General features: G+C 63.3%; 19 protein-coding genes. 17 read left to right on the top strand and 2 right to left on the bottom strand.

Annotated elements, in window-relative coordinates:
• Positions 1 to 45: 45 nt before the first annotated feature.
• The 4 genes from B5G43_RS01870 to B5G43_RS01855 all read left to right on the top strand — a co-directional run bounded on the left by B5G43_RS01870 (position 46) and on the right by B5G43_RS01855 (position 5,060).
• The gene (locus B5G43_RS01870) at positions 46 to 1,323 is read left to right on the top strand and encodes an NAD(P)/FAD-dependent oxidoreductase (protein ID WP_087258495.1); all 1,278 of its coding nucleotides are present in this window, start codon (positions 46 to 48) and stop codon (positions 1,321 to 1,323) included.
• Positions 1,316 to 3,472, top strand: a complete 2,157-nt coding sequence (locus tag B5G43_RS01865) for a molybdopterin-dependent oxidoreductase (protein ID WP_087258492.1) — start codon at positions 1,316 to 1,318, stop codon at positions 3,470 to 3,472. The genes B5G43_RS01870 and B5G43_RS01865 overlap by 8 nt, the downstream gene beginning before the upstream one ends.
• Entirely contained in the window at positions 3,472 to 3,996 is a 525-nt protein-coding gene (locus B5G43_RS01860; RefSeq protein ID WP_087258489.1) for a 4Fe-4S dicluster domain-containing protein, read from the top strand. Before B5G43_RS01865 ends, B5G43_RS01860 begins: the two co-directional genes overlap by 1 nt.
• A gap of 71 nt (positions 3,997 to 4,067) precedes the next feature.
• A complete protein-coding gene (locus B5G43_RS01855; protein ID WP_087258487.1) occupies positions 4,068 to 5,060 on the top strand; it encodes an ornithine cyclodeaminase family protein in 993 nt (330 codons plus the stop codon).
• 63 nt (positions 5,061 to 5,123) lie between these two features.
• Here the strand turns inward: B5G43_RS01855 and B5G43_RS01850 are convergent, their stop codons facing one another.
• Positions 5,124 to 6,209, bottom strand: coding sequence for an alkaline phosphatase family protein (locus B5G43_RS01850; protein ID WP_087258484.1), 1,086 nt, complete (start codon positions 6,207 to 6,209; stop codon positions 5,124 to 5,126).
• Positions 6,193 to 7,032: an HAD family hydrolase gene (locus B5G43_RS01845; RefSeq protein WP_158097329.1), complete on the bottom strand. Its 840-nt coding sequence runs from the start codon at positions 7,030 to 7,032 to the stop codon at positions 6,193 to 6,195. The genes B5G43_RS01850 and B5G43_RS01845 overlap by 17 nt, the downstream gene beginning before the upstream one ends.
• Before the next feature lie 241 nt (positions 7,033 to 7,273).
• Here B5G43_RS01845 and B5G43_RS01840 point away from each other — a divergent pair, with 241 nt between their 5' ends.
• The 13 genes from B5G43_RS01840 (at position 7,274) to B5G43_RS01780 (ending at position 24,246) form a co-directional block, all read left to right on the top strand.
• Complete coding sequence (locus B5G43_RS01840; protein WP_087258478.1) at positions 7,274 to 7,861, top strand: CD3072 family TudS-related putative desulfidase; 588 nt, start codon at positions 7,274 to 7,276, stop codon at positions 7,859 to 7,861.
• Positions 7,858 to 8,931, top strand: a complete 1,074-nt coding sequence (locus tag B5G43_RS01835; protein ID WP_087258475.1) for an ABC transporter ATP-binding protein — start codon at positions 7,858 to 7,860, stop codon at positions 8,929 to 8,931. Before B5G43_RS01840 ends, B5G43_RS01835 begins: the two co-directional genes overlap by 4 nt.
• On the top strand, positions 8,921 to 9,838 hold the full coding sequence (locus tag B5G43_RS01830; RefSeq protein ID WP_087258472.1) for a sugar ABC transporter permease: 918 nt from the start codon (positions 8,921 to 8,923) through the stop codon (positions 9,836 to 9,838). The genes B5G43_RS01835 and B5G43_RS01830 overlap by 11 nt, the downstream gene beginning before the upstream one ends.
• The gene (locus tag B5G43_RS01825) at positions 9,835 to 10,668 is read left to right on the top strand and encodes a carbohydrate ABC transporter permease (protein ID WP_087258469.1); all 834 of its coding nucleotides are present in this window, start codon (positions 9,835 to 9,837) and stop codon (positions 10,666 to 10,668) included. The genes B5G43_RS01830 and B5G43_RS01825 overlap by 4 nt, the downstream gene beginning before the upstream one ends.
• A 71-nt stretch (positions 10,669 to 10,739) precedes the next feature.
• Positions 10,740 to 12,092, top strand: coding sequence for an ABC transporter substrate-binding protein (locus tag B5G43_RS01820; protein ID WP_087259003.1), 1,353 nt, complete (start codon positions 10,740 to 10,742; stop codon positions 12,090 to 12,092).
• Between the two features lie 308 nt (positions 12,093 to 12,400).
• On the top strand, positions 12,401 to 13,924 hold the full coding sequence (locus tag B5G43_RS01815; RefSeq protein ID WP_087258467.1) for a recombinase family protein: 1,524 nt from the start codon (positions 12,401 to 12,403) through the stop codon (positions 13,922 to 13,924).
• 130 nt (positions 13,925 to 14,054) lie between these two features.
• Entirely contained in the window at positions 14,055 to 14,912 is an 858-nt protein-coding gene (locus tag B5G43_RS01810) for an acyltransferase domain-containing protein (protein ID WP_087258464.1), read from the top strand.
• A 113-nt stretch (positions 14,913 to 15,025) separates the two neighbouring features.
• A complete protein-coding gene (locus B5G43_RS01805; RefSeq protein ID WP_087258461.1) occupies positions 15,026 to 16,366 on the top strand; it encodes an ABC transporter substrate-binding protein in 1,341 nt (446 codons plus the stop codon).
• Positions 16,367 to 16,446: 80 nt separating this feature from the next.
• Entirely contained in the window at positions 16,447 to 17,322 is an 876-nt protein-coding gene (locus tag B5G43_RS01800; RefSeq protein ID WP_087258458.1) for a sugar ABC transporter permease, read from the top strand.
• A gap of 12 nt (positions 17,323 to 17,334) precedes the next feature.
• Positions 17,335 to 18,156 (top strand): carbohydrate ABC transporter permease, encoded by an 822-nt coding sequence (locus B5G43_RS01795; protein ID WP_087258455.1) that lies wholly within the window; start codon positions 17,335 to 17,337, stop codon positions 18,154 to 18,156.
• A gap of 15 nt (positions 18,157 to 18,171) precedes the next feature.
• Positions 18,172 to 19,839: a DUF4091 domain-containing protein gene (locus B5G43_RS01790; protein ID WP_087258452.1), complete on the top strand. Its 1,668-nt coding sequence runs from the start codon at positions 18,172 to 18,174 to the stop codon at positions 19,837 to 19,839.
• Between the two features lie 6 nt (positions 19,840 to 19,845).
• Complete coding sequence (locus B5G43_RS01785) at positions 19,846 to 20,376, top strand: polysaccharide deacetylase family protein (protein ID WP_087258449.1); 531 nt, start codon at positions 19,846 to 19,848, stop codon at positions 20,374 to 20,376.
• A gap of 120 nt (positions 20,377 to 20,496) precedes the next feature.
• Complete coding sequence (locus B5G43_RS01780; protein WP_087258446.1) at positions 20,497 to 24,246, top strand: M14 family metallopeptidase; 3,750 nt, start codon at positions 20,497 to 20,499, stop codon at positions 24,244 to 24,246.
• Positions 24,247 to 24,263 lie beyond the last annotated feature (17 nt).

Genomic DNA, 24,263 nt, shown 5'->3' with positions numbered 1-24,263 from the left:
TCCTGTGCTGCGGCACGGGGAAACCTGTATTTCTGGGAGGAACCTATGAAAAAATATGCCATCGTGGGCTTCGGCGGCGCGGGCTACCACGCGGCCAAGGCCATCCGGGAGCGGGACCCGGCGGGGGAGATCCACGTGTACTCCGACACCGGATTCGCCCCCTACAACCCCATGCTCACTACTTATTACGTCAAGGGCTCCCTGCCCTACGAGGCCCTCTTCCCCTTCGGAGATCTGGAGCACATCGCCGCCGACCTGCGCCTGGAGCTCCACCCCAACTGCCCCGTCACCGGTCTGGCAGGCGACTCCCGCACCCTGCGGCTCTCCGACGGCAGCGAGGTGCCGTTTGACGAAGTCCTCATCAGCACCGGCGCCTCGGCGGTCATGCCCCCCATCCCCGGGCTGGACCTGCCCGGGGTCATCAAGATGCGCACCGTGGACGACGCCGTGGGCCTCAAGAACCTACTGGACAGCGGCAAGGTGAAGGACGCCCTGGTCATCGGCGCCTCCTGGGTGGGCATCAAGGTGGTGGAGGACGTGGTGGAGCGGAACATCCCCTGCACCCTGGTGGACGGCGCACCCTGGATATTCTATGTGGCCGCCTTCCCCTCCACCGCCCAGCGGGCCCAGAAGGATCTGGAGGCGCGGGGCGTCACGGTGTCCTGCAATCAGATGCTGGACCACATTGAGGCCGACGAGAACGGCCGTCTCACCGCCATCATGCAGAGCGGCAGCCGCTTCTCCGCTGACCTGGTGGCGGTGTGCATCGGTGTGCGCACCAACACCGGCTTTTTGAAGGACAGCGGCCTGGCCCAGGGCCGGGGGATCACGGTGGACCGCCGCATGGCCACCAACTGCCCCCACATCTACGCCGCCGGTGACTGCTGCGAGGCGGTGGACATCCAGAGCGGCCAGCACCGCAACATCGGCATCTGGTACAACGCCTGCAAGCAGGGCGCCGTGGCCGGCACCAACATGGCCGGCGGCGCGGCGGAGTTCGACGCCAACATCCTGTGCAACCTGGCCCACTATCTGGACTATGACTTCATCTGCCTGGGCGATGTGTCGGCCTGCACCGACAGCGACCAGGTCTACGAGTACGAGGACGAACGCTACTACATCCGGGCGGTCCGGCGGGGAGACGCCATCGTGTGCATCAACATGATCGGCTCCGCCGGCAGCAACGGCCTGGTGCGCAACCTCTTCATCAAGTCCATCGAGAATCCGCACGCCAAGCCGGACCTGTCCGCCGTCTGCCAGCTGCAGAAGAACGGCTTCCCCGACAGCTTCATCCACTTTTTGGGAGGGATTTCCATTGACTGAACTGGAAAAGAAAATCAAGGCCAAGATCCCCGGCCCGGACACCGGGATCGAGGTGCGCCGGTCTCTGTGCGCCATCTGCAGCCCCGGCCACCACTGCGGCGTGGACTGCTATGTGAAGGACGGGGAGATCATCCGGGTGGAGGGCACCCGGGAGCACCCCTATAACCGCGGCAAGCTCTGCACCAAGGGCTCCAGCCTGCGCAACTACGTCTACCGCAAGGACCGCATCCAGACCCCCCTGCGCCGGGTGGGCGAGCGGGGCGAGGGCAAGTTCGAGCCCATCACCTGGGACGAGGCCTATGCCATCATCGCGGAAAAGCTCAACGCCGTCAAGGAGCAGTACTCCCCCCACTCGGTGGCCTTCTTCAGCGGCTACTGCAAGTGGTACCGCCCGGTGTTCCACCGCTTCGCCCATGTGTTCGGCAGCGTGAACTTTGGCACCGACGACAGCACCTGCAGCGCCTCCAAGGTCATCGCCGACAAGGTCACCGCCGGCTGCGGCGCGGGCCCCGACATGGGCCACGCCAACACCTTCCTGGGCTGGAACTACGAGGGCTACTACTCCGCCCACCTCTCGGTGGAGGGCGTGCGCAAGCTGAAGGAGCGTGGCGGCAAGGTCATCATCATCGACATCCGCCAGACCCCCGCGGCCAAGAATCTGGCCGACCTCTTCCTCCAGATCAACCCCGGCACCGACGGCGCTCTGGCCCTGGGCATGGCCAAGGTCATCATTGACAACGGCTGGGCCGACATGGATTATGTCAATCAGTACACCTACGGCTTCGAGGAATACAAGGCCCTGGTGGACCAGTATCCCCTGGACAAGGTCAGCGCCATCACCGGCCTGACTCCCGAGGAGATCTACGAGGCCGCCAAGCTCTACGCCACCAACGGCCCGGCCTGCACCAACTACTCCGCCTCCGCCCTGGTCCACCACATCAACGGCTTCAACGCCCACCGGGCCATCGTGTGCCTGTCCGCCCTTACCGGCAACTTTGACCGGGCCGGCGGCAACGTCCCCAATCCCCCCACCTACCTCCACAAACCCGCCGGCTTCAAGTCCCGGGAAAACGAGTTCCGCTCCGACCGCTATCCCGGCGGCCAGAAGCGCATCGGCGCCGACCGCTTCCCCCTGTGGGACGCGCAGTTCGACGAGTTCCAGGCCATGGACCTGCTGCGCCAGATGGAGGAGGAGGACCCCTACCCCATCAAGGCCATCTTTGCTCTGGGCATGAACGCCAAGATGTTCCCCCAGACCCAGCGCCTGCTGGACGTGATGAAGGAGAAGCTGGACTTCTTCGTGGACACCGACCTCTTCATGACCATGACCGCCAAGTACGCCGACATCGTGCTCCCCGCCTGCTCCTCCGTGGAGCGCGGCGAGGTGAAGGCCTACCAGGGCGGCTACCTCACCTACACCCAGCCGGTCATCCCGCCCCTCTACCAGTCCAAGTCCGATGTGGACATCCTCTGTGAGCTGGCCCGGGTGATGGACCTGGACGACGAGTACCTGAAGGGCGGCTACGACGCCTGCATGGAGTGGATCTTCGACGGCTGCGGCGTCACCCTGGACGAGCTGAAGAAGAGCGAGCTGCCCGTCAAGGTGCCGGTGGCCAAGTGGCCCGCCCAGCCCGGCAACTGCCTGAAAAATGGCTTCAAAACCTCCACGGGCAAGTTCGAGTTCTACTCCACCGCCATCGCCAAGATCGACCCCATGTACGGCCTGGACCCCCTGCCCAGCTACTATGACTCCCTCTCCGACCAGAACGACCCGGAGACGGCGGAGCAGTACCCCTTCTACCTCTGCACCGGCGCGCGGCTCCCCCACGCTATCCACTCCCGCACCCACGAGACGCCGTGGCTGCGCAGCCTGTGCCCCAAGCCCACCTGTGAGGTCAACACCGACGACGCCCGCCGCCTGGGTCTGTCCGCCGGAGACGTGGTGGAGCTGTCCAGCCCCTACGGCGCCATCCAGGCCACCGTCAAGACCACCCATAAGACCAAGCCCGGCGTGATCCTGATGCTCCACGGCTACACCGAGGCCAACGTCAACGAGCTCATCGGCCGGAACCATCTGGACCCCTATTCGGGCTATCCCGGCTTCAAGGGGATGCGCTGCCAGATCCGCAAATGTCAGGAGGTCAAGTGATGAAACACGTATTTGTATTTGATCCCGACCGCTGCTGCGCCTGCTCGGCCTGCATGATCGGCTGCATGGATCAAAATGACATCGACGTCGATGCCGGCGAGGCCTGCTACCGCAAGACCTTCGACAACGAGATCGAGCTGGCCGACGGGGGCGTCTACTGCGCCTACCTCTCCGCCGCCTGCATGCACTGCACCGACGCGCCCTGCATCGACGCCTGCCCGGTGGGGTGCCTGAGCAAGGACCCGGAGACCGGCTTCACCGTCTACGACAACACCAACTGCATCGGCTGCAAGAGCTGCGCCATGGCCTGCCCCTTCGGGGCTCCCCGCTATCGCAAGAGCGACGGCAAGATGGTCAAGTGCGACGGCTGCAACGAACGGGTGAAAAACGGCCTCCAGCCCGCCTGCGTCCGGGCCTGTTCCTTTGGCGCCCTCACCTGCGTCACCGAGGAGGAGTATCAGGCCAGCGGCAGCAACAAGGCCTGCAGCGCCCTCATCGATCAGCTCCACCTGCGGAAAAAGTAAGTCCTGTTCTGCTCCGCGGCTCCGCCCCCTGCGGCGGGGCCGCGGAATTTTCATTTTAAGGAGGTACCGCCATGATGCCCAAAGAAGAACTGCTCTTTCTCAACGAGGCCGACGTGCTCGCTCTCCTCACCCCTGCCGACGCCATCGCCGCGGCGGAGGACACCTTCCGCCATATCGGCCTGGGGGATGTGACGGTGGGGAAAATGGTCATGCTCTACGCCGACGAGGACCAGAAAAACAACTTCCACTCCATGCCCGCCGTCCTCCGGCACGAGGGCGTGTCCGGCGTGAAGTGGATCGACACCTACTCCGCTCCCCTGCCGGGCTATCCCTTCAGCCACGGCAACCTGGTCATCCTCAGCGACCTGGCCACCGGCTCGCCCATCGCCCTGGTGGGAGCCACCAACATCACCACCATGCGCACTGCCGGGGGCCACGGCGTGGTGCAGGCCAAACACCTGGCCAACCCCGACCCGGAAATTCTCTCGGTCTTTGGCTGCGGGGCCCAGGCCTGCGCGGGGATCGCGGGCTTTCTGGAGGGCTTCCCCTCCCTGAAGCAGGTGCGGCTCTTCAGCCGCAGCCGGGGCCCCATGGAGGCGGTGCGGGACCAGTACGCCGGTCGGGTGGAAGTGGTTCTGTGCGCCACCCCGGAGGAGACCCTCTACGGCAGCAATCTGGTGCTGATGGCCTCCGGCGCCCGGGAGCCTCTGGTCACCGCCGCCCAGCTCCGCCCCGGCATGACGGTCATCGGCATCGAGGGCTTCCGGGACCTGGAGCCCGCCATTGCCAGGGCCGCCGACAAGTGGTATCTGGGCTACTGCGTCACCGACCAGCACGACATTCTGGAGAGCCCCCGCCTCAACCCCGGCGGCACGCTGTCCATGGCGGACGTATACGGCGACATGACGGAGCTGCTCACCGGCCGGGTGGCCGGGCGGGAGCGGGAGGATGAAGTGATTGTCTCCACCCACATGGGCCTGGGGGCCCACGACGTGCGCTGCGCCGCCACGGTGTACCGCCGTGCCCTGGCCCGTGGCATGGGACAGCTCCTCCGGCTGGTCTGAGCCTATCGGAACAAGCGAAAAGAGATCGCCGCAGATTTTGAATCTGCGGCGATCTCTTTGTATTTAACACTCGGCCAAAATGAGAGGAACCGTGAGTTCCTGCGGGGTCATGCCGCCGTGTCCGGCCACCATGGATTGGAGGTAGGAACGGGTGGGGAACAAGGTCAGCGCGGTCCGGGCCACCGCCAGGTGGGTCCCCAGCATCCCCGAAAAGCGGGGGTGGCAGGGCCCTGGGCCGAAGAGCTCCTGCTCCAGCACCTCCTGCCGAGTGTAGAGGTCGTAGCTCTCCCCCACAGCCCGCTTCAGGGCGGCCCGAAATGCCTCTTCCTTCCCCGGGCGCACCCGGAAGCACAGCGCCCGTGGTTCCACCGACGGAAGCCCCTCCAGGGTGTCCATCAGCTCGGGCTCGTCCTCCAGGCAGCGGCCCTCCAGGTCCAGAAAACCGTGGTCAGCCGTGAGGATCAGCTGGGTATCCGGCCACTTCTCCATGGCCTCCGCCAGCGCCCCATCCAGGCGGCGCAGCCACTCCGTCACCTCCGGCGCGGAACAGCCGTGGCGGTGGAGCAGCCCGTCGGGTCGGCTCAGATAGGCATAGATGAAATGATTCCCCGGCTGTCGGCACAGATCCTCGATTTGCGGAAAGACCTCCTCCGGGTCGTTCGCCTCCAGCCCAGTCGCCTCCACACCAGTGGCTCCGATCTGAGCCGTCAGGGTCTGGAAGGGCAGAAATGTCCGCCCCAGGTGGATGGGTGCGGCGGGTTCCCCCTGTGAGGTGGTGTTGGGGTAGAGGTTGACATTGTCTCCCAGCTCCGGCCAGTAGACGCTCCAGCCCAGCCAGCCGCTCTGGGCAGGAAACAAGCCGGACTCCAGCGCGGTGGCAGCCGCTGTCGTGGTTGGGGGGAACACCGACGAGAGGGTGCCCGCACAGTGGCGGCGGAGGAAGGACTCCGGCGGCAGGTGGGTCTGGAGCAGCCCATAGCCCAGCCCGTCGGCCAGCAGCAGCACCCGATTCCGTTTTCCGCCCTGCAGCCACCGGTCCACCTGTGGGAGGGTGGGATTAGGCGCGGAACAACCATAGACCGCCAGCAGGGAGCAGGCCAGCGCGGCGATCGACTGCTCCGGACAGGGCACCTCAAACCATTCCTTCATTCCGCCATCTCCTCTCCAAGTAGCGGACCACGCCGCCTTCCTCACAGCTTCCGATCACGCCGTGGGCCGCCGCTTTCACCTCAGGGGCGGCGTTTTTTACCGCATAGCACTCGTCACAGACCTGAAAGAGCGGCAGATCGTTCTCGCCGTCTCCGAAGGCCACCAGCCGCCGGGCTCCGGTGAGCCGCCGCAGGGTCTCGGCCGCTCGGCCCTTGGAGGCCGCGGCGCTGTAAAGCTCCAGACAGCAGGTGTCCCGGTCATACCGGTCCCGATAGAGGTCCACCTGAAACCCGCCCTGTGCGGTCAGTCGTCGGGCCAGCTCCGTCAGAAGCCCCATTTGGGGGTGGATGTAAATGCCGTAGAGCAGGTCCTCCCCATCCCAGTCCTCCGCCCGTCCGGCGGACACCGGCGGGGGGCCGGTCACATGGTTGCGGCGGAAGAATGCCTCCCAGATGGGGGTACATGTCCCGCCCAGGGTGGCATACAGCCGGTCTCCCGCCGTTCCCAGCAGCAGCCCGGACAGGCCCAGCTCCTCCTCCGCCCGGACCAGCTCGCTCCAGGCGGCCTTGCCCAGGGGGACCCGGTCCAGCACTGCTCCGTCGCCGGGCGCGAGGATCAGAGCGCCGTTCATCAGCACCCAGGGCACCGCCATGGGCAGCCCCTGGAAGATAGGTCCCACCGACAGGTGGGTGCGCCCGGTGGCCACTGTGAAAGGGAGCCCGCGCTCCAGCAGTCCGGCCAGTTCCTGGCGCACGGATACCGGGAGGCAGGCCCCATCATCCAACAGCGTGCCGTCCAGATCGGAGAGAAATATGGTGTTCATAAAACCCCCATTCTGGGCGCAACCCGCAAGAGGAAATATTTTTAAGATTAAATTATACCTCATTTTTCTGTCAAATGCAAGAGATAATATGTAAATTTTCTATAATCCGCCCAAGAAATTATCGAATAGACGAATTGTACATTTTCCGACACCCTCGTTATAATGAAAACCGGGATCGGGAGGGCCCGGTGATCGCCCCCCGCTCGCTCCCTATTCCGTTGCCGATGCGGCAGGAGGAACCATGAAACCCAAGCCGATTTTACTGGTCAGTCACTGTATGCTCAACACCGCCGCCAAGGTCCGCTACCCGGGCAGCACCCGCCGCCCGCCGGACGAGGCGCCCCGGCTGACCTTTTTGCAATACGCTCTGGAGCAGGGGATACAGCTGATCCAGCTGCCCTGCCCGGAGTTCACCCTGTACGGCCCCAGCCGCTGGGGCCACACCCGGGAGCAGTTCGACAACCCCTTTTTCCGGGCCCACTGCCGCCGGCTCCTGGAGCCGGTAGTCCGGCAGCTCCAGGCCTATCTTGATCCCCGGGAAGGGATGTACTACCGGGTGCTCGGCGTGGTGGGCATCGAGGGCAGCCCCAGCTGCGGGGTGTCCCGCACCTGCTCCGGTCCCTGGGGGGGCGAGCTGTCCGGCCGTGGAGACCTTTTTGAGGCGGTGGGGCAGGTCCACAGCACGCCCGGCATGGGGGTGCTGATGGAGGAGCTGTCGGAGCTCCTGGCTCAGGCGGGCATTGACCTGCCCATGGTGGGACTGGACAGCCGGGACATCCAGCCGCTTTACGACCTGCTCAACGGAACACAGGAGGGACGACAGTCTTGAACATCCGTCTGGAACATGTGAGCAAGCATTTTAAGAATACCGTGGCCGTGGACGATCTGTCGGTGGTCATTGAGGAGGGCATGCTCATCTGCCTGCTGGGCCCCTCAGGGTGCGGCAAGAGCACCACGCTGTCCATGGTGGCCGGGCTGGAGCCGCCCACCCAGGGCGAGATCTACTTCGGCGACCGCCCCATGGCCCACATCCCCGTGGAGGACCGGGACATCGGCATGGTCTTTCAGAATTACGCCCTCTACCCCCACATGACGGTGCTGGAAAACATCATGTTTCCCCTGAAAATGCGCCGGGTCCCCCGGGCTCAGCGCCGCCAGCGTGCCGAGGAAATGGGCGAAATGCTCCAGCTCACGGAGCTGCTCCGCCGCAAGCCAGGCCAGCTCTCCGGCGGACAGCAGCAGCGGGTGGCCATCGCCCGGGCTCTGGTAAAGGAACCCCAGATCCTGCTGCTGGACGAGCCATTTTCCAACCTGGACGCCCGGCTGCGCATCGAGCTGCGGGAGGACATCCGAGCCTTGCAGAAAAAGCTGGGCATCACCACTGTATTTGTCACCCACGACCAGGAGGAGGCCATGAGCATCTCCGACCGCATCCTCCTGATGCGGGACGGCCGGGTACAGCAGTACGCCACCCCGGAGGAGATGTACCGCCGGCCGACCAATCAGTTCACCGCCGGTTTTCTGGGCAATCCCCCCATCAATTTCGTCCCCTGCACCTATGACGGAGAAATCGTCACTGTGGAGGGCGCGCCGGACTGGCGCCTGCCGCTGGACCGGCTGCGCCCCTGCCGGGAGGGCATCGCGGGCAAGGCGGTGCTGGGCATCCGGCCCGAGGACCTCTATGTGGCGGAGAGGGGCTTCTGTACCGCCGCCATCACCGCCATCCAGCCCCTGGGCAAGGAGGTCTACCTGAAGCTGGCGGCCGGTCCACACCAGCTCACCGCCTGCCTGAGTTGGGACCACGACTACCGGGTGGGGGAGGAACTCCCCCTGGCGGTGAAGCAGCTGCACCTGTTCCCTGCCAGGCCGGAGGAAGGGGGCGGCGCCCATGGGCTCTGAGCGTCTTCCCCTCCGGGTGTGGGCGCGGCGCAGCGGGCTGAAAGCATGGCTCTATCTCCTGCCTGCGCTGCTCATCCTGGGGGTCTTTCAGATCTATCCGGTGTTCAAATCCTTTCTGATGGGTTTTTACACGAAATTCGACTATCTGACCGACACGGTGTACGAGTGGGGGCTGGATAACTTTGTCAACCTGCTCCACGACGCAGACTTTGCCCTGGCCATCCAAAACACCTGTATTCTGGTGGTCCTGGCCGCCCCGCTGTCCATCGCGGTGTCCCTGGTCTTTGCGGTGCTCCTCAACTCCAACATCCGCCTGCGCCGGGTATTTCAGAGCATCTACTTTCTCCCATTCGTCACCTCCATGGTGGCGGTGTCCATCGCCTGGTCCTGGATGCTCAACAAGGATTTCGGCCTGGTCAACAGCGTGCTGAAGCTCTTCGGCATCTCCAAGGTGGCCTGGCTCACCACCCCGGATATGACCATCCCCATCCTGGTGGTGCTGGCCGTGTGGAAGGGCCTGGGCTACCGGGTCATCATCCTGCTGGCCGGGCTCCAGGGCATCGACCGGCGCTACTACGCCGCCGCCCGGGTGGATGGTGCCCGGGGACTGAGCCGCTTTTTCCACATCACCATCCCCATGCTCAAGCCCACCCTGGTCTTTCTGTCCATCACCACCGTCATCGACGTGTTCAAGACCTTTGACGAGGTCTATGTGATGTACTCCAACGACCCGGGCCCCCTGAAGAGCGGGCTGACCATCGTCTACTATATTTTCACAAAATTCTACCGCCACTGGGAGTTTGCCTCGGCAGCGGCGGCATCCTTTGTCCTGTTTTTAATGATCTTTGCCATCACCCTGCTCCAGTTCCTCTTCACCAGCCGGAGCCGAAGGGAGGGACGCCGATGAGTACCAAGCTCCGCCGGTGCTTAGTCCGGGCGGCCACCTATCTGATCCTGGTGGCCGGCGCGGCCTTTATCCTCCTGCCCTTTGTATGGATGATCCTCACCTCCCTCAAGCCCTCGGCCGAGGTGCTGCTCATGCCGCCCAAGTGGCTGCCCTCCCGCATCCAGTGGGAGAACTATGTGGAGGCCTTTGAATCCGCCCCCTTCCTGCGCTACTTCTGCAACAGCGTCATCGTCACCGTGCTCATCACCACCGGTGAGCTCATTACCACCATTCTGGCTGCCTTCGCCTTTTCCCAGCTCCGGTTCCGGGGGCGGGAGGTCCTCTTTCTCCTCCTGGTAGCCACCATGATGGTGCCAGGGGAGATCCTGGTCATCCCCAACTTCGTCACCCTGGCCAAGCTGGGCTGGGTGGACACCTACAAAGCCCTGGCCCTGCCCTGGTGTGCCAGCGTGTTCTCCATCTTCCTGCTGCGGCAGCAGTTCTCCAGCATCCCCGAGGATTTCCACAAGGCCGCCCGGGTGGACGGGTGCAAGGATCTGCGCTATCTCTTCACCGTGCTGGTGCCCATGTCCCGGCCCACGGTGGTGTCCATCGCCCTGCTGAAGATCATCAACAGCTGGAATTCCTACCTGTGGCCCCTCATCGCCACCAACACCAACGATATGCGCACCCTGCCGGTGGGGTTGGCTTTCTTCTCCACCGAGGCCGGCGTGAAATACAACACCCTCATGGCCTTTTCCCTGATGATCATTCTGCCCACCCTGGTGGTGTACCTCTTCACCCAGAAGTACATCATCCGCGGGGTGAGCAACACCGGCCTGAAGGGCTGAACACTGTCTGAGAGGGGGCACGCCCCTTTTGGAATATCATCTATTTTGAGGAGGACCCAATCGTGAAGAAAATGATGTCTCTCTTGCTGGCAGGTCTGATGACGCTCTCTCTGGCGGCCTGCGGTACCGGCTCCGCCGGTGAGTCTCCGGCTCCGTCCGCTGAGCCTCAGTCCAGCGCTCCCGCCACCTCGACCGTCCCGACCAAGGTGACCGAGGATGTGGAGATCACCTTCTGGCACGCCATGAGCGGCGTCAACGAGGAGGCCATCCAGAAAATCACCGACGACTTCATGGCCCAGCATCCCAACATCAAGGTCACCCTGATGAATCAGGGCGGCTACCGGGACCTGTTTGATAAGCTGATGGCCTCCGCCAAGGCCGACCAGCTGCCCAACCTGTCCCAGATCTACTCCAACCGCCTGTCCTGGTATGTGGACAAGGATCTGGTCCTGGATCTCACCTCCTACATGGATGATCCGGAGACCGGCCTGACCGAGGAAGACTACGCCGACATCCCCGCCATGTTCATGGACGACTGCATCTGGGGCGACGGCCAGTACGCCATGCCCTTCAACAAAAGCATGATGGTGCTCTACTACAACGTGGGCATGTTTGAGGAGGCCGGCCTTGAGGTCCCCACCACCTGGGACGAGTGGGCCGCCGCAGCGGAGAAGCTGACCAAGGACACCGACGGTGACGGCGAGCCCGACGTCTACGGCATTGTCTTTGCCAACGACCTGTCCACCGACATCGCCCCCTGGCTCAAGCAGGCGGGCGGCGCCACCATGAACGAGGAGACCAACGAGCTCTACTTCGACACCCCCGAGACCAAGGAGGCCATTGAGTTCCTCAACGGCATGTTCCAGAAGAAGGTGGCCCGTCTGGCTGGCGAGGACCAGAACTCCAACGTGCCCCTGCAGCAGGGCCGGGCCGCCATGTGTGTGGCCTCTACCTCCGCCCTGCCCTACATCGAGGCCGACACCCTGGAGGGCATCACCATTGACGCCGCCGCCCTGCCCGGCTACAAGACTGACGACCAGCTCTATTACGGCACCAATGTGACCATCTTCGACACCGGCTCCGACGCTCAGAAGCAGGCCTCCTGGGAGTACCTGCGCTTCCTCACCTCCACCGAGAACACCGCCTACTTTGCCGCCCAGACCGGCTACATCCCCGTGCGCATGTCCGCTCAGGATGACCCGGTGTTTGCCGCTGTCCTGGAGGAGAAGCCCATCAAGCAGATGTGCTTTGACAACATGGAGCGCGGCTTCCAGGGTACCCGCAACATCGGCGGCATCAACGCTCTGGACGCCCTGGGCGACCAGCTGGACCTGGTATTCAGCGGCCAGAAGGATGTGGATACCGCACTGAAGGACGCCCAGATCAACGGTGAAAAGGCCATGGCTGAGGCTCAGAACAGCTGATCTGCTGAAACAAACGACGCCTCCAGCGCAAATCTGCGCTGGGGGCGTCGTTTTCATGCTATTTTCCATATTGATTGTAATGAAACTCTCCAGATATACAATCCCGTTTAAAGTATGATTGGCAGGGGGACGCACATACACTCCATCAAGACAAGGAGGGAGTTGTATGCCGGTACAGAACACAGCAGTGACGCAGAAAAAGTGGCGGATCATCCGCCGTTTTACGGGCAGCCGGACCCCGGAGGCCCTGCTCCGCGCCCTGATCCGGGCCCACCGTGTCTGAACGTTCCGAAAAAGGAGGCGCAGCCATGGAGGTCTGGAACACGGCGGGCTATCTGCGCCTGTCCCGGGAGGACGGCGACAAGGCGGAGAGCGACAGCATCGCCAACCAGCGCAAGCTGCTGGAGCAGTACATCAAGAATCACCCGGAATTGCATCTGGTGGACTTTTACCAGGACGACGGCTACACCGGCACCAACTTTGATCGCCCCGCCTTCCGCAGCATGGAGGCAGACATCCGGGCCGGGAAAGTCAACTGCGTCCTGGTCAAGGACCTGTCCCGCTTCGGGCGGGATTACATCGAGATGGGGCGCTACCTGGAGCGGGTTTTTCCCGCCCAGGGAGTGCGCTTCATCGCCGTCAACGACCATGTGGACAGCGCCCAAGGGCGTTACGACCTGCTCCTGCCCATGAAAAACCTCTTTAATACCCAATACGCCCGGGACATCTCGGACAAGGTCCGCTCCGCCATCCGCGCCAAGCAGCAGCGGGGGGAATTCGTGGGGGCCTTTCCCAGCTACGGCTACCGCAAGGACCCGGTCGACCACAACCATCTGCTCATCGATCCCGCCGCAGCCCAGGTGGTGCGGCGGATCTTCGACCTCTTTGAGCAGGGGTACGGAAAGGTGAAAATCGCCAAGCTCCTCAACGCCGAGGGGGTCCCCAGCCCCAGCGAGTACAAGCGCCTGCTGGGGGAGCGCTACCACAACGGGCGGAAGCTGGAGCAGACCACCTACTGGACCTACGCCACCATCCACCGCATTTTGCAAAACCGGATGTATGCCGGGTGCATGGAGCAGGGGCGGAATACCCGCCCCACTCTGCACGGCAAGGCCGTCCAGCGGGACCGCTCGGAGTGGACCGTGGTTTCGGACACCCACGAGGCCATCATTGGGCCGGAACAGTGGGAGCGGGTCCAAGCGCTGCTGGGCAGACGGACCCGGCAGCCCGGCTTTGCCCAGGAACAGAGCCCCTTTGCCGGGTTTCTCCGCTGTGGGGACTGTGGGCGGGCCATGGTCAAGACCCGGCGCGGGGGCGGGATCGATTACACCTGCGGCTCCTATCAGCGGTATGGGTCCACAGTCTGCACCCGTCACCGCATCTCCCACGCCATTTTGGAGCAAATCGTGCTGGATGACCTGAACCAGATCTTCGCGTCGGTGCAGGACCTCCGGGCGCTGGCCGAGGAGGAGGGAAACGAGGTCCCCAGAGAGGACGCCGAAGCGCGCCAGCGGCTGGAGCTGGGGCGGGCGCGGCTCTACCGGCTGAAAAAGGCGGCCTATGAGGACTACCGGGAGGGCCTGCTCCGCCGGGAGGATTTTCAGCGCTATCAGGCGGACTACGAGCGGCAGGAGAAGGAGCTGACCGCCCAGTTCCGGCAGTTTGAGGAAACGGCAGAATCGGTTCTCTCTCCCTGGGTCCAGTCCCTGCTCCAGCATGGAAAGCTGACCACTCTGGACCGCCTGACCGTGGCGGAGACCATCCAGCAGATCCGGATCTTTGAAGCCGGGCACATCGAGATCATCTATACTTGCTCTCCGCAAGCCCTGTGATTTTCGATTTGTTTTTCCCCACCGCCGTGCGCTATATTGTCCTTAGACGCTTGCAGAGGGACTGCGGAAGGCCAACGGGTCCTCCGCTATGGCAGAAAACAAACGAGAACATCCACGAGGAGAGAGCGCTATGGATATGGATACCCTGATGGCGGGGATCGGTTTCCCCCCGGAAGAAGCCGGTCTGGTGCGGGAATTTCCCCTGAGTCAGGCGGAGTGGCAGACCTGGAAGGAACGCTACGAACAGGACCGCGCCGGATTTTATGAAGCCCTGGAGGCGGCTCCGGACACGGAGATGCGGGCCATGGCCCTGTATGTGCGCCTGGCTGCGGAAGCCCTCCCCCGCTTTCTGGACCGTGGCGCAGATGAGGCCATTTACCTGGACACCTTCCGGGACCTGACGCTGTGGTGCGGGTTTTTCCACCGCACGGAGGGGCGCTGTGGATTGCGGGAGTACCGCTGGCTCTCCCACGCGGTGGACGCCACCCTCTTCCGCCTGGGGCGTCTGGAATTTGAGGCCTCCCGGACTTTGGAGGACATCCGCCTGAACGGGGCGGTCCTGCCGGCGGGGACCCCGGTGGTGGATGTCCACATCCCCGAGGGGCCCGGGCTGACCCGCAGGGATGTTCTGAACTCTTTCCGCCGTGCAAAGGACTTTTTTGGCCCGGAACTGCGGTATTTCGCCTGTTTCTCCTGGATGCTCTCCCCGGCGCTGGATCTGGTGCTGGACCCGGGCCAGAGTTCCATTCTGTGGTTCCGCAGTCTGTTCCACGTCTATGGGGTGGACTATCATTTCCCGGACATGGAGCGGCGGCTTTACGGGAAGATCCGCCCCGACAAAGAGGTCTATCCCGAGGACACCTCTCTCCAGCGCCGCGCCAAGCCCTACATCATGCAGGGCATGAACTTTGGCATGGGCAAGGGCATCCTGCCGGTGGACGAGCTGACAAATATTCAAGATACGAATAGTGCGGGCTCGTTCTATTGAGGAATCCAATTTGACGAAACCAGACTCCTCCCATTAAAATAATTCTTAAGAGTTTCGGGACTCTTAGGTCCGGTCGGGTCGTACCGGGCCGGAACAATGAGGAGGAATTTGGAATGAACAGCAAGACAACGGTACTCAAACGCATCGGGGCGGCAGCCCTGGCGATCAGCATGACCGCGGCCCTGGCCGCCTGCGGCGGCGGCAGCACCACCGGCTCTACGGCGCCCCAGGACAGCTCGGCCCCCTCCGGTTCCACGGAAAAGACCAAGCTCACCTTCTGGTGCCACGAGAATGAGCCCTGGATCAAAGCCTATAACAACATGGCGGACAAGTTCGAGGCCGAGCACCCCGAGTACGAGGTGGAGGTGGTCTCCTACCCCATGTCGGTGTACAGCGACAAGATCCAGACCGCGCTGACCTCCGCCACCGAGGACTGCCCCGACATCGTGGCGGTGTGGGGCGGCATGGCCCCCGCCTTTGTGGAGACCGACGGCCTGAGCCCGGTGCCCGATGATCTGGCTGCCGAGATGAAGGAGGACTATCTGGAGCCCACTCTGGGTATCTACACCAAGGAGGGCACCTTCTACGGCGTGCCCATGGAGTACAATCTGGAGTACGGCGGCATGGTGGTCAACAAGAAGCTCTTTGACGAGGCCGGTCTGAGCTATCCCACCACCTGGGAGGAGCTGCGCACCATTTCCAAGCAGGTGGCCGTGCAGGACGGCGACATCGTCACCACCAAGGGCTTTGAGATGATCGACAGCGACGCTCTGATCTGCAACTATCTGGCTATGATCCTCCAGCAGGGCGGCCAGTACATCATGGAGGACAACAGCGTCAACTTCGCCACCGACGAGGGCGTCACCGCCATGGAGGAGATCCTCAGCATGGTGCGGGACGGCGAGTGCGACCTGGACAACCTGACCGCCGGTGAGTACTGCTTCAACGACGTGTACTCCGGCAACGGCTACATGAGCTCGGTGGGCACCTGGGCCATCGGTGAGGGCACCGACGGCTACGGCCTCACCCAGGGCGTGGACTTTGAGTACGTCCCCGTGCCCCAGTACGGCGAGACCATGGCCTTCGCCTCCGAGACCGGTTGGGGCATCATCGTCCCCAAGAACGGCGGCAATGTGGACGCGGCCTGGGAGTTCGTCAAGTTCTTCAGCCAGCCTGAGAACCTGGTGGAGCACAACATCGCCTGCAACCAGCTGCCTCCCCGCAAGTCCCTGCTGACCAATGAGACCTACCTGGAGGCCATGCCCGACATCGCCTTCATCCTGGACATCATGCCCTACGGCCAGTGGATGGGTCCCTACAACACCTCCGCCATGCGGAAGATCTTCAACCAGACCTTTATCAACCTGTGCCAGGACGAGTCGCTGGACGTTCGGGAGCAGCTGGAGCAGTGCTCGGCAGAGATCAGCGCGCAGTGCATGCTCAGCTACAACTGATCGCCGTCCGTTTCGCCCGCAGATCACGGTAAAACAGGGGGCATCCGCCCCCTGTTTTTCTTCTGCAAGGGAGGTTTGTTGTGAAAAATAACCGTTTCGTGGCCGCCGTCCTCATTCCGGCCTATCTGTTTATCGGGCTCTTCTCCCTCTTCCCGGTGCTCTACGGGATCGGGATCTCCTTCTTCGACTACAACCCGGTCAACAGCGTTCAACCCTTTGTCTGGCTGGACAATTACCTCAAGCTGCTGGAGGACAGCACCTTCCGCCATGCGCTGGTGAATACGCTGGTCTTCTGCGTGGTGGCGGTGGCCCTCAATATGGTACTGTCCATGTTCCTGGCCCGCATGATCTTCGCGGTGCCCTGGCGGTGGCTGCGGGTGGCGCTGCGGGTGGCCATCTTCATCCCCTGTGTGGCCCCCAAGGTGGGCACCGCCCTCATCTGGAAGCACGGCATCCTGGACACCAAGGCGGGACTGCTCAATCAGCTGGTGAAGCTCCTGGGCGGCTCGTCGGTGAACTGGTACACCACCACCTGGCCCCTGTTCGCCATCATCATCGTCTTTACCCTGTGGTCCGACATCGGCTACAACACCATCCTCTTCACCGCCGGACTGGAGGGTGTACCCGAGGAGCTGGAGGAGGCCGCCGACCTGGACGGGGCCGGTCCCTTCCGCAAGTTCATCAAGATCACGCTCCCCCTCATGCGCCGCACCTTCGCCTTTGTGACCATCATGACGGTGGTGGACTATTTCCAGCACTTCGCCCAGTTCCGGGTCCTGGCCCCCAACGGCGGCATGAACGACAGCGCCATGGTGCTGACCAACTACATCTATCAGACCAGCTTCCGGGACTACGACATGGGCTATGCCTCGGCCATGTCCACGGTGCTGTTCCTGATGATCCTGGCGGTCTCGCTGTTCCAAAACCGGATGCTGCGGGCCAACTGGGACTATTAGGGAGGTGCAGCTATGAAACGTGTCCGACCCATCCACGCCCTCATCAGTATTTTCCTCACGGTGTTCAGCGCGGTGATGCTCTATCCGGTGGTGTGGATGATCCTCACCTCCTTTAAATCCAATGCGGAGATCCGCGTCAACCGCACCGGCTTCTGGCCCGAGGTGTGGACTCTGGAGGGCTACCGCAGCGCCTTTGAGTACGCCCCCATCGGGCGCTGGTTCCTCAACAGCGTGTTCGTCACAGTGGTGCTCACCCTGATCGTCATTCTCACCGGCACCCTCATCGGGTACGTCTTTGCCCGGTATGAGTTCAGGGGGAAGAAGCTCCTCTTCCTCCTGCTGCTGGCCACCATGATGATCCCGGGGCAGGTCACTATGATCCCCCGCTACCTGATGGTGCAGAAGCTCCACCTCTTCGACACCCTGGGCGCCCTCATCATCCCCCATCTGGTGGGCCCCTTCTCGGTGTTCCTGAGCCGCCAGTTCATCAGCGAGATCCCCACCGATCTTTTTGACGCCGCCCGTATCGACGGCAGTGGTCCTTTAGGCGTATACTGGCATGTGGTGCTGCCCAACATCCGCCCGGCCATCGGCGCCATGGGCATTTTCAGCGCCATGGGCACCTGGAACGACTACCTCAACCCCCTCATCATGCTCAACAGTAAGGAGTGGATGACGCTGCCCCTGGGCCTTGTGATCTTTGACACCGGGCGGCAGCAGGACCTGTCGGCCACCATGGCGGTGGCGGCTATCATCATCGTCCCCATGATCGTGATCCTGCTCATCTTCCAGAAATACCTCATCAAGGGGATCACCATGAGCGGGATGAAGTAATAAGGAGGAATTCCCATGCCTGATTTCATGCAGCCCGCTGTGTACCGGATGAAGCTCCTCAGCGCGCTGGAGAAGGTGTTTCCCGACCAGGAGCCGGTCTACCGGCCCGAGTGCACCGCTCTGACCGCCCTGCGGGGGGAGACCGTGTCCTTCCAGATCGCCTACATCGGCAGCGGCTTCCGCAAGGAGATTTTGAAGCTGCGCCTGGACTCTCCGGCGGCGGAGCATCTGCGCGTGCGCAGCGTGGAGCTGGTCCCCGTGGGCAAGGCCTGCAATACACGCACCGATGACAACTACCTGAGCACCGCCTCCGGCCTCTATCCCGACCTGCTGCGGGACCTGGAGGACGGCAAGGTCACCGTCTGCGCCCAGCGCTGGCGCAGCGTGTGGGTGGACCTGGAGGTGCCGGAGGACTTTCCCGCCGGCACCGTGCCCATCAAGGCCGCGCTGGTAAAGGATGAGGAGGAGGTTTGCGCGGTGGAGACCCGCATTACCGTCCTCCCCGCCGCTCTGCCGCCCCAGACCCTCATCCACACGGAGTGGCTGCACACCGACTGTCTGTGTGACTACTACCACCTGGAGCCCTTTTCGGAGGAATTCTGGCCGGTGCTGGGCCGCTTCCTGGAGCAGTACCGCAAGCGCGGGGGCAACATGATCCTCACCCCCCTCTTCACCCTGCCCCTGGACACCGCCGTGGGAGAGGAGCGCACCACCACCCAGCTGGTGGGCGTGACTGTGACGGGAGAGGACCAGTACGAGTTCGACTTCTCCCTCCTGCGCCGTTGGATCCACTTCTGCCGCTCCTACGGCATGGAGTGGTTCGAGATGAGCCATCTCTTCTCCCAGTGGGGGGCGGTCTATCCCCCCAAGGTGGTGGCCACGGTGGACGGCGAGCAGCAGACCATCTTCGGCTGGCACACCAGCGCGGTGGGGGCCTACACCGCCTTCCTCCACCAGCTGCTGCCCCAGCTCACCGCGGTCCTGCGGGAGGAGGGCATCGCCGAGCGCACCTACTTCCACCTCTCCGACGAGCCCCGGGAGCAGCACCTGGAGAGCTACCGGGCCGCCAAGGAGTCCATTGACGGCTATCTGGACGGCTTCCTCACCTTCGACGCCCTGTCCAGCTATGAGTTCTACCGCCACGGTCTGGTAAAAAAGCCCATCCCCGGCAACAACGAGATCGAGGAATTCCTGGCCCACGGCCTCACCGACATGTGGACCTACTACTGCACCGGACAGTGCGTGGAGGTCTCCAACCGCTTTATGGCCATGCCCTCGGCCCGTAACCGGATTATCGGCGTCCAGCTCTACAAGTTCGACATCATCGGCTTCCTCCACTGGGGCTACAACTTCTACAACAGCCAGTTCTCCTACCGGCACATCGACCCCTATCAGGTCACCGATGCCGACTACGCCTTCCCCTCCGGGGACCCCTTCCTGGTGTACCCCGGCCCTGACGGCGCGCCGGAGGAGTCCATCCGGCAGATGGTGTTCTATGAAGCCCTGTGCGACCTGCGGGCCCTGCGCCTGCTGGAGTCCCTCACCAGCCGGGAGCACGTCCTGGAGCTCATTGAGGACGGTCTGGGAGAGCCCCTGACCTTCAAGGTCTACCCCAAGTCGGACGCCTGGCTCCTGGACCTGCGCCGGCGGGTCAACCGGGAGATCGCCGCCCACTGCGGATAACGTCAAATGCCCGGAACTCTGGTCTCGGCCAGAGTTCCGGGCATATTCTTTTCCACAGGATGCCCTCCCGCTCTGGGCCGCAATCTTCCATCACCCTGGGGGAACGAGGATACCCAGCAGCTCATCGACATTCTGGAGAAATATCAGGTGAAGGCCACCTTCTTCGTGGTGGGCGAGTGGGTGGACAAATACCCTGAGTCGGTGAAGGCCCTCCACGATGCGGGGCACGAGGTGATGAACCACTCGGACACCCACCCCCACTTCAACTCCCTCTCCACCCAGCAGATCTGTGATGAGGTGGAGGCCTGCAACGACAAGATCGAGGCTGTCACCGGCGTACGGCCCACCCTGATCCGCCCGCCGTTTGGCGAGTACAACGATCAGGTCATCTCCGCCATCCGCTCCCTGGGCATGGAGCCCATCCAGTGGGACGTGGAAGGTCTCCATACCACTTCAAGTCCCCGCCGCGTCACAGCCCGGGCCATCCCCTCCCTCATATCCAGAATATTCATCACCTTTCTGTATAACAGAAAATAAATTCGTTGATATTTCAGTTTTATGCATTTTTATACTTGACACCATCCAACACCGGTGGTACCATTCTTAGCATAACAATCGGTTGTATCCGATATTTTGAGAGAGAGAATGGTGAACGGAATGAACAAGCAAACGTCCCTTGGGCGGCTGCTGTCTCTGATGACGGCGCTGGCCCTCCTGCTGTCTCTGTGCGTGGTCTCCGCGGCCGCCGCAGAGGACAGCACCACTCCCGCAGCCCCGTTTGAGAACACCTCCGGCGACGGCGGCGAGAACTATATCAGCCTGTGCGACGCCCGCACCTTCCAGGCCATGGTCCCGGTAGACCTGACCGAGGAGGAGGCCAAGGCCGCCGCTGAGACGGTGGTCTGGTCCCTGGACTACGACGAGGCCTCCGGCTATGTGGACCCGGAGCTCTTCCCCAACCACACCCAGGGCGGTCCTCTGGACTCCTGGACCCTGAAGGACGGTACCGGCCACCTCTTCACCGACGTCAAGACCGAGGCAGTCACCCAGAACGGCCAGGTCTATCTGAAGGTGACCTTTGCCAACGACTACTACTATGACCTCTTCGCCGACCTGCCCAACAACCTGCGGGGCTACCAGACCAACGGCGGCACCTATCTGGACCTGTGCGGCTGGTACGACCTGACCGCCACCGCCGCCGACGGCACCGTGCTGGGCGCGGTGGAAGGCGTCAAGATCACCCCCTATGACGACTTCAACACCATGCAGGAGATCTACGACAGCATGGACGAGCTGGTGGCCTTCGCCGAGGAGAACACCGACCTCTATGTGGTCCAGGAGTCCATGGGTATGAGCCAGGGCGACAACGGCATGGAGAGCCTGGACATGCCCTATCTGATCGTGGCCAAGAGCAAGGCCGCGGTGGAGAAGTGGCAGCAGATCAAGGAGCAGGCCGAGAACGATCCCTCCGCCCTCATCCAGAAGATCGAGAACGGCACCCTGGGCGACTATCAGGTCCCCGTGCTCTACTCCAACGTCCACGCCAATGAGGTGGCCGCCCCCGACGGCGTGCTGAAGTTCGCCTGGATGCTGGTGGAGGCCGCCGCCAGCGAGAGCAACACCATCTCCTACGACAACCTCACCGGCTTTACCGCCGAGGGCGAGGCCACTCTGGCCGAGCAGATGGGCCCCGCCGGCCAGGAGGGCAGCATCGCCGTCCCCGACCTGGTGGCGGAGGACAGCACCTACCTGGGCTTCCTCAAGGCCACCGACGAGGAGGGCCCTGTCTCCCCCTGGACCACCTCCTCCAAGCTGGACCTGGAGAAGTACTATAATGTGGAGACCGTCAACGTGAACATGGACGAGCTCCTGGACGACGTGTTCTTCCTCATCGTGCCCGAGGAGAACGTGGAGGGCCGCACCTATGTGACCCGTACCTCCTCCGGCGGCTTCGACCTGAACCGCGACAACTCCTTCCAGACCCAGGCCGAGACCCAGAACATGACCCAGCTCATCGCAGAGTGGAACCCCGTCAGCTTCACCGAGTTCCACGGCCAGCACAAGGAATTCCAGTGCGAGCCCTGCGATCCTCCCCACGAGCCCAACTTTGAGTACGACCTGCTGGCCGAGAACCTGGTGTCCGGCGGCGAGGCTCTGGGCATCGCGGCGGTAGCCAACAACGACACCTTCAACAGCTACTCCATGCCCCAGCGGGACTACCTGTCCTACACCGGCGAGACCAACGCCGACGGCTCCTATCAGACCCAGTGGCTGGACCCCTGGGACGACATGTCCACCAGCTACACCCCCCAGTACTCCATGCTCCACGGCACTCTGGCCTACACGGTGGAGCTGCCCAGCCATAACGACGCCGCTACCGACCTGGTGGCCTACGGCGCGCTGGGCCAGTCCAACTATGTGGCTCAGAACAAGGAGAGCTACCTCCTGAACCAGACCAAGATCTTCGAGCGCGGCGTGACCAACGCCAACTCCGACGCCTATGAGCTGGTGGGCCAGTGGTTCTGCGACCAGTACGACGTGGAGGGCGCCGAGGCTGAGATCTTCCGCCCCGAGTACGACGGCGAGGGCCAGAACGGCAACTTCTACCCCGAGTGCTACATCATCCCCATGGACGGCGCCAACCAGTCCAACCTGCAGGACGCCGCTGAGATGATGGAGTACCTGACCCGCAACGGCGTGAAGGTGAATCTCACTGAGAAGGCCTTCACCTATGACGGCGTGGAGTATCCCGCCGGCACCCTGATCGTCTCCATGTACCAGGCCAAGCGCAGCGTGGCCAACGGCGTGCTGTATGACGGCACCGTCATCACCGGCTGGCCGGTCCTCTACTCCGAGGGCATCACCGCCTTCAACAAGACCCGCGGCTTCGACATGGCCGTGTGCGCCGAGCCCGCCGCCTACGAGACCATCTCCGCCGCCTGCGGCGACGCCATGGACTACGAGGACGCGCAGGCCTACCTGTCCACCCTGACCTCCTCCTTCACCGGCGTGAAGGATGCCCAGGTCATCCTGGTGAATGCCTCCGAGGACTCCACCGCCGCCGTCAACGCTCTGCTGAAGGCGGGCAAGAAGGTGTCCGTCATCACCGAGGGCGAGTACAACGGCAGCTTCCTGTGCTCCTACGCCGACTGGCAGAGCGTGGCCGGCGACTACCTGATCTCCGGCATCGGTGTGGACGAGGCCCCCGCTGCCCGCACCATCACCAAGGCCCCCTTGGTCTACATCTCCGGCAAGCCCGCCGACAACACCTCCGGCTTCGTGAAGAGCAGCCTGGTCAGCGGCGCCTATGAGTACAACTACGACCGCCAGGCCATGGAGCTGCTGGGCTTCACCGTTACCGACGACGCCTCCAAGGCCGATCTCATCATCGGCGCTGCCGAGCTGGACGAGCAGGCGCTGGCCGCTGTGAAGAGCGGCACCCCCTACATCGGCTGCGGCTATGACGCCATGGGCTCCGCCACCGAGCTCTTCCAGGACGGCCAGCTGGTGTGGGAGAGCGTCAGCGACAACGCCATGGACGCTCTGGCCTATGTGACCTATCCCACCGCCTCCCCCGTCACCGCCAGCTATGTGGCCGAGGGCGACAACATCCTCTACGGCTACGGCGCGGGCTACTTCGCCGCCATCCCCGAGGGCGCCCAGGTGCTGGTGCAGCTGGACGGCTCCAAGGAGCTGCTGGAGGGCTTCCTCCCCGCCGACGGCGAGCACTTTGATGACTTCCTGGACGACTCCATCCAGGCCATCTCCTACCAGGGCAAGGGCGCGGACAACGCCAACCTGAACGTGGTCCTCTTCGCCAACACCCTGACCAACAAGGTCCACCAGCGGGATGAGTTCAACTTCATCTCCAACTTCGCCTTTGCCAGCGTGCTGCCCGGCGCCAACTACACCGATGTGGCTTCCAGCGCCTGGTATGCCGACGCCGTTTCCTCCGTCACCGAGATGGGCCTGATGAGCGGCGTCAGCTCCACCGCCTTTGGTCCCGCCGTCACCACCACCCGGGGCATGATGGTCACCGTTCTCGCCCGCTACGCCGGCGTGGACACCACCACCGGCTCCACCTGGTATGAGGCCGGCCAGACCTGGGCCATGGAGAACGGCGTGTCTGACGGCACCAACATGAACGGCACCCTCACCCGGGAGCAGCTGGTGTCCATGCTGTGGCGCTACGCCGGCAGCCCCGCCCCCGAGGGCGACCTGTCCGGCTGGTCCGATGCCGCCTCTGTGAGCGGCTGGGCCACCGACGCCATGACCTGGGCTGTGGAGAGCGGCATCCTCTCCGGCACCGGTAAGAACACCCTGAATCCCCAGGGCAGCGCCTCCCGCGCGGAGCTGGCCTCCCTGCTGGTCCGGGCCGACGCCCTCCTCACCGCCGACGCGGAATAAGCCCTTCCCCCAACGCT

This window comes from Flavonifractor sp. An92 (assembly GCF_002159175.1).
GTDB lineage: Bacteria > Bacillota > Clostridia > Oscillospirales > Oscillospiraceae > Pseudoflavonifractor_A.
The sequence above is the reverse complement of the archived record's forward strand: the minus strand, read 5'-3'. Positions and strand labels throughout refer to the sequence as shown.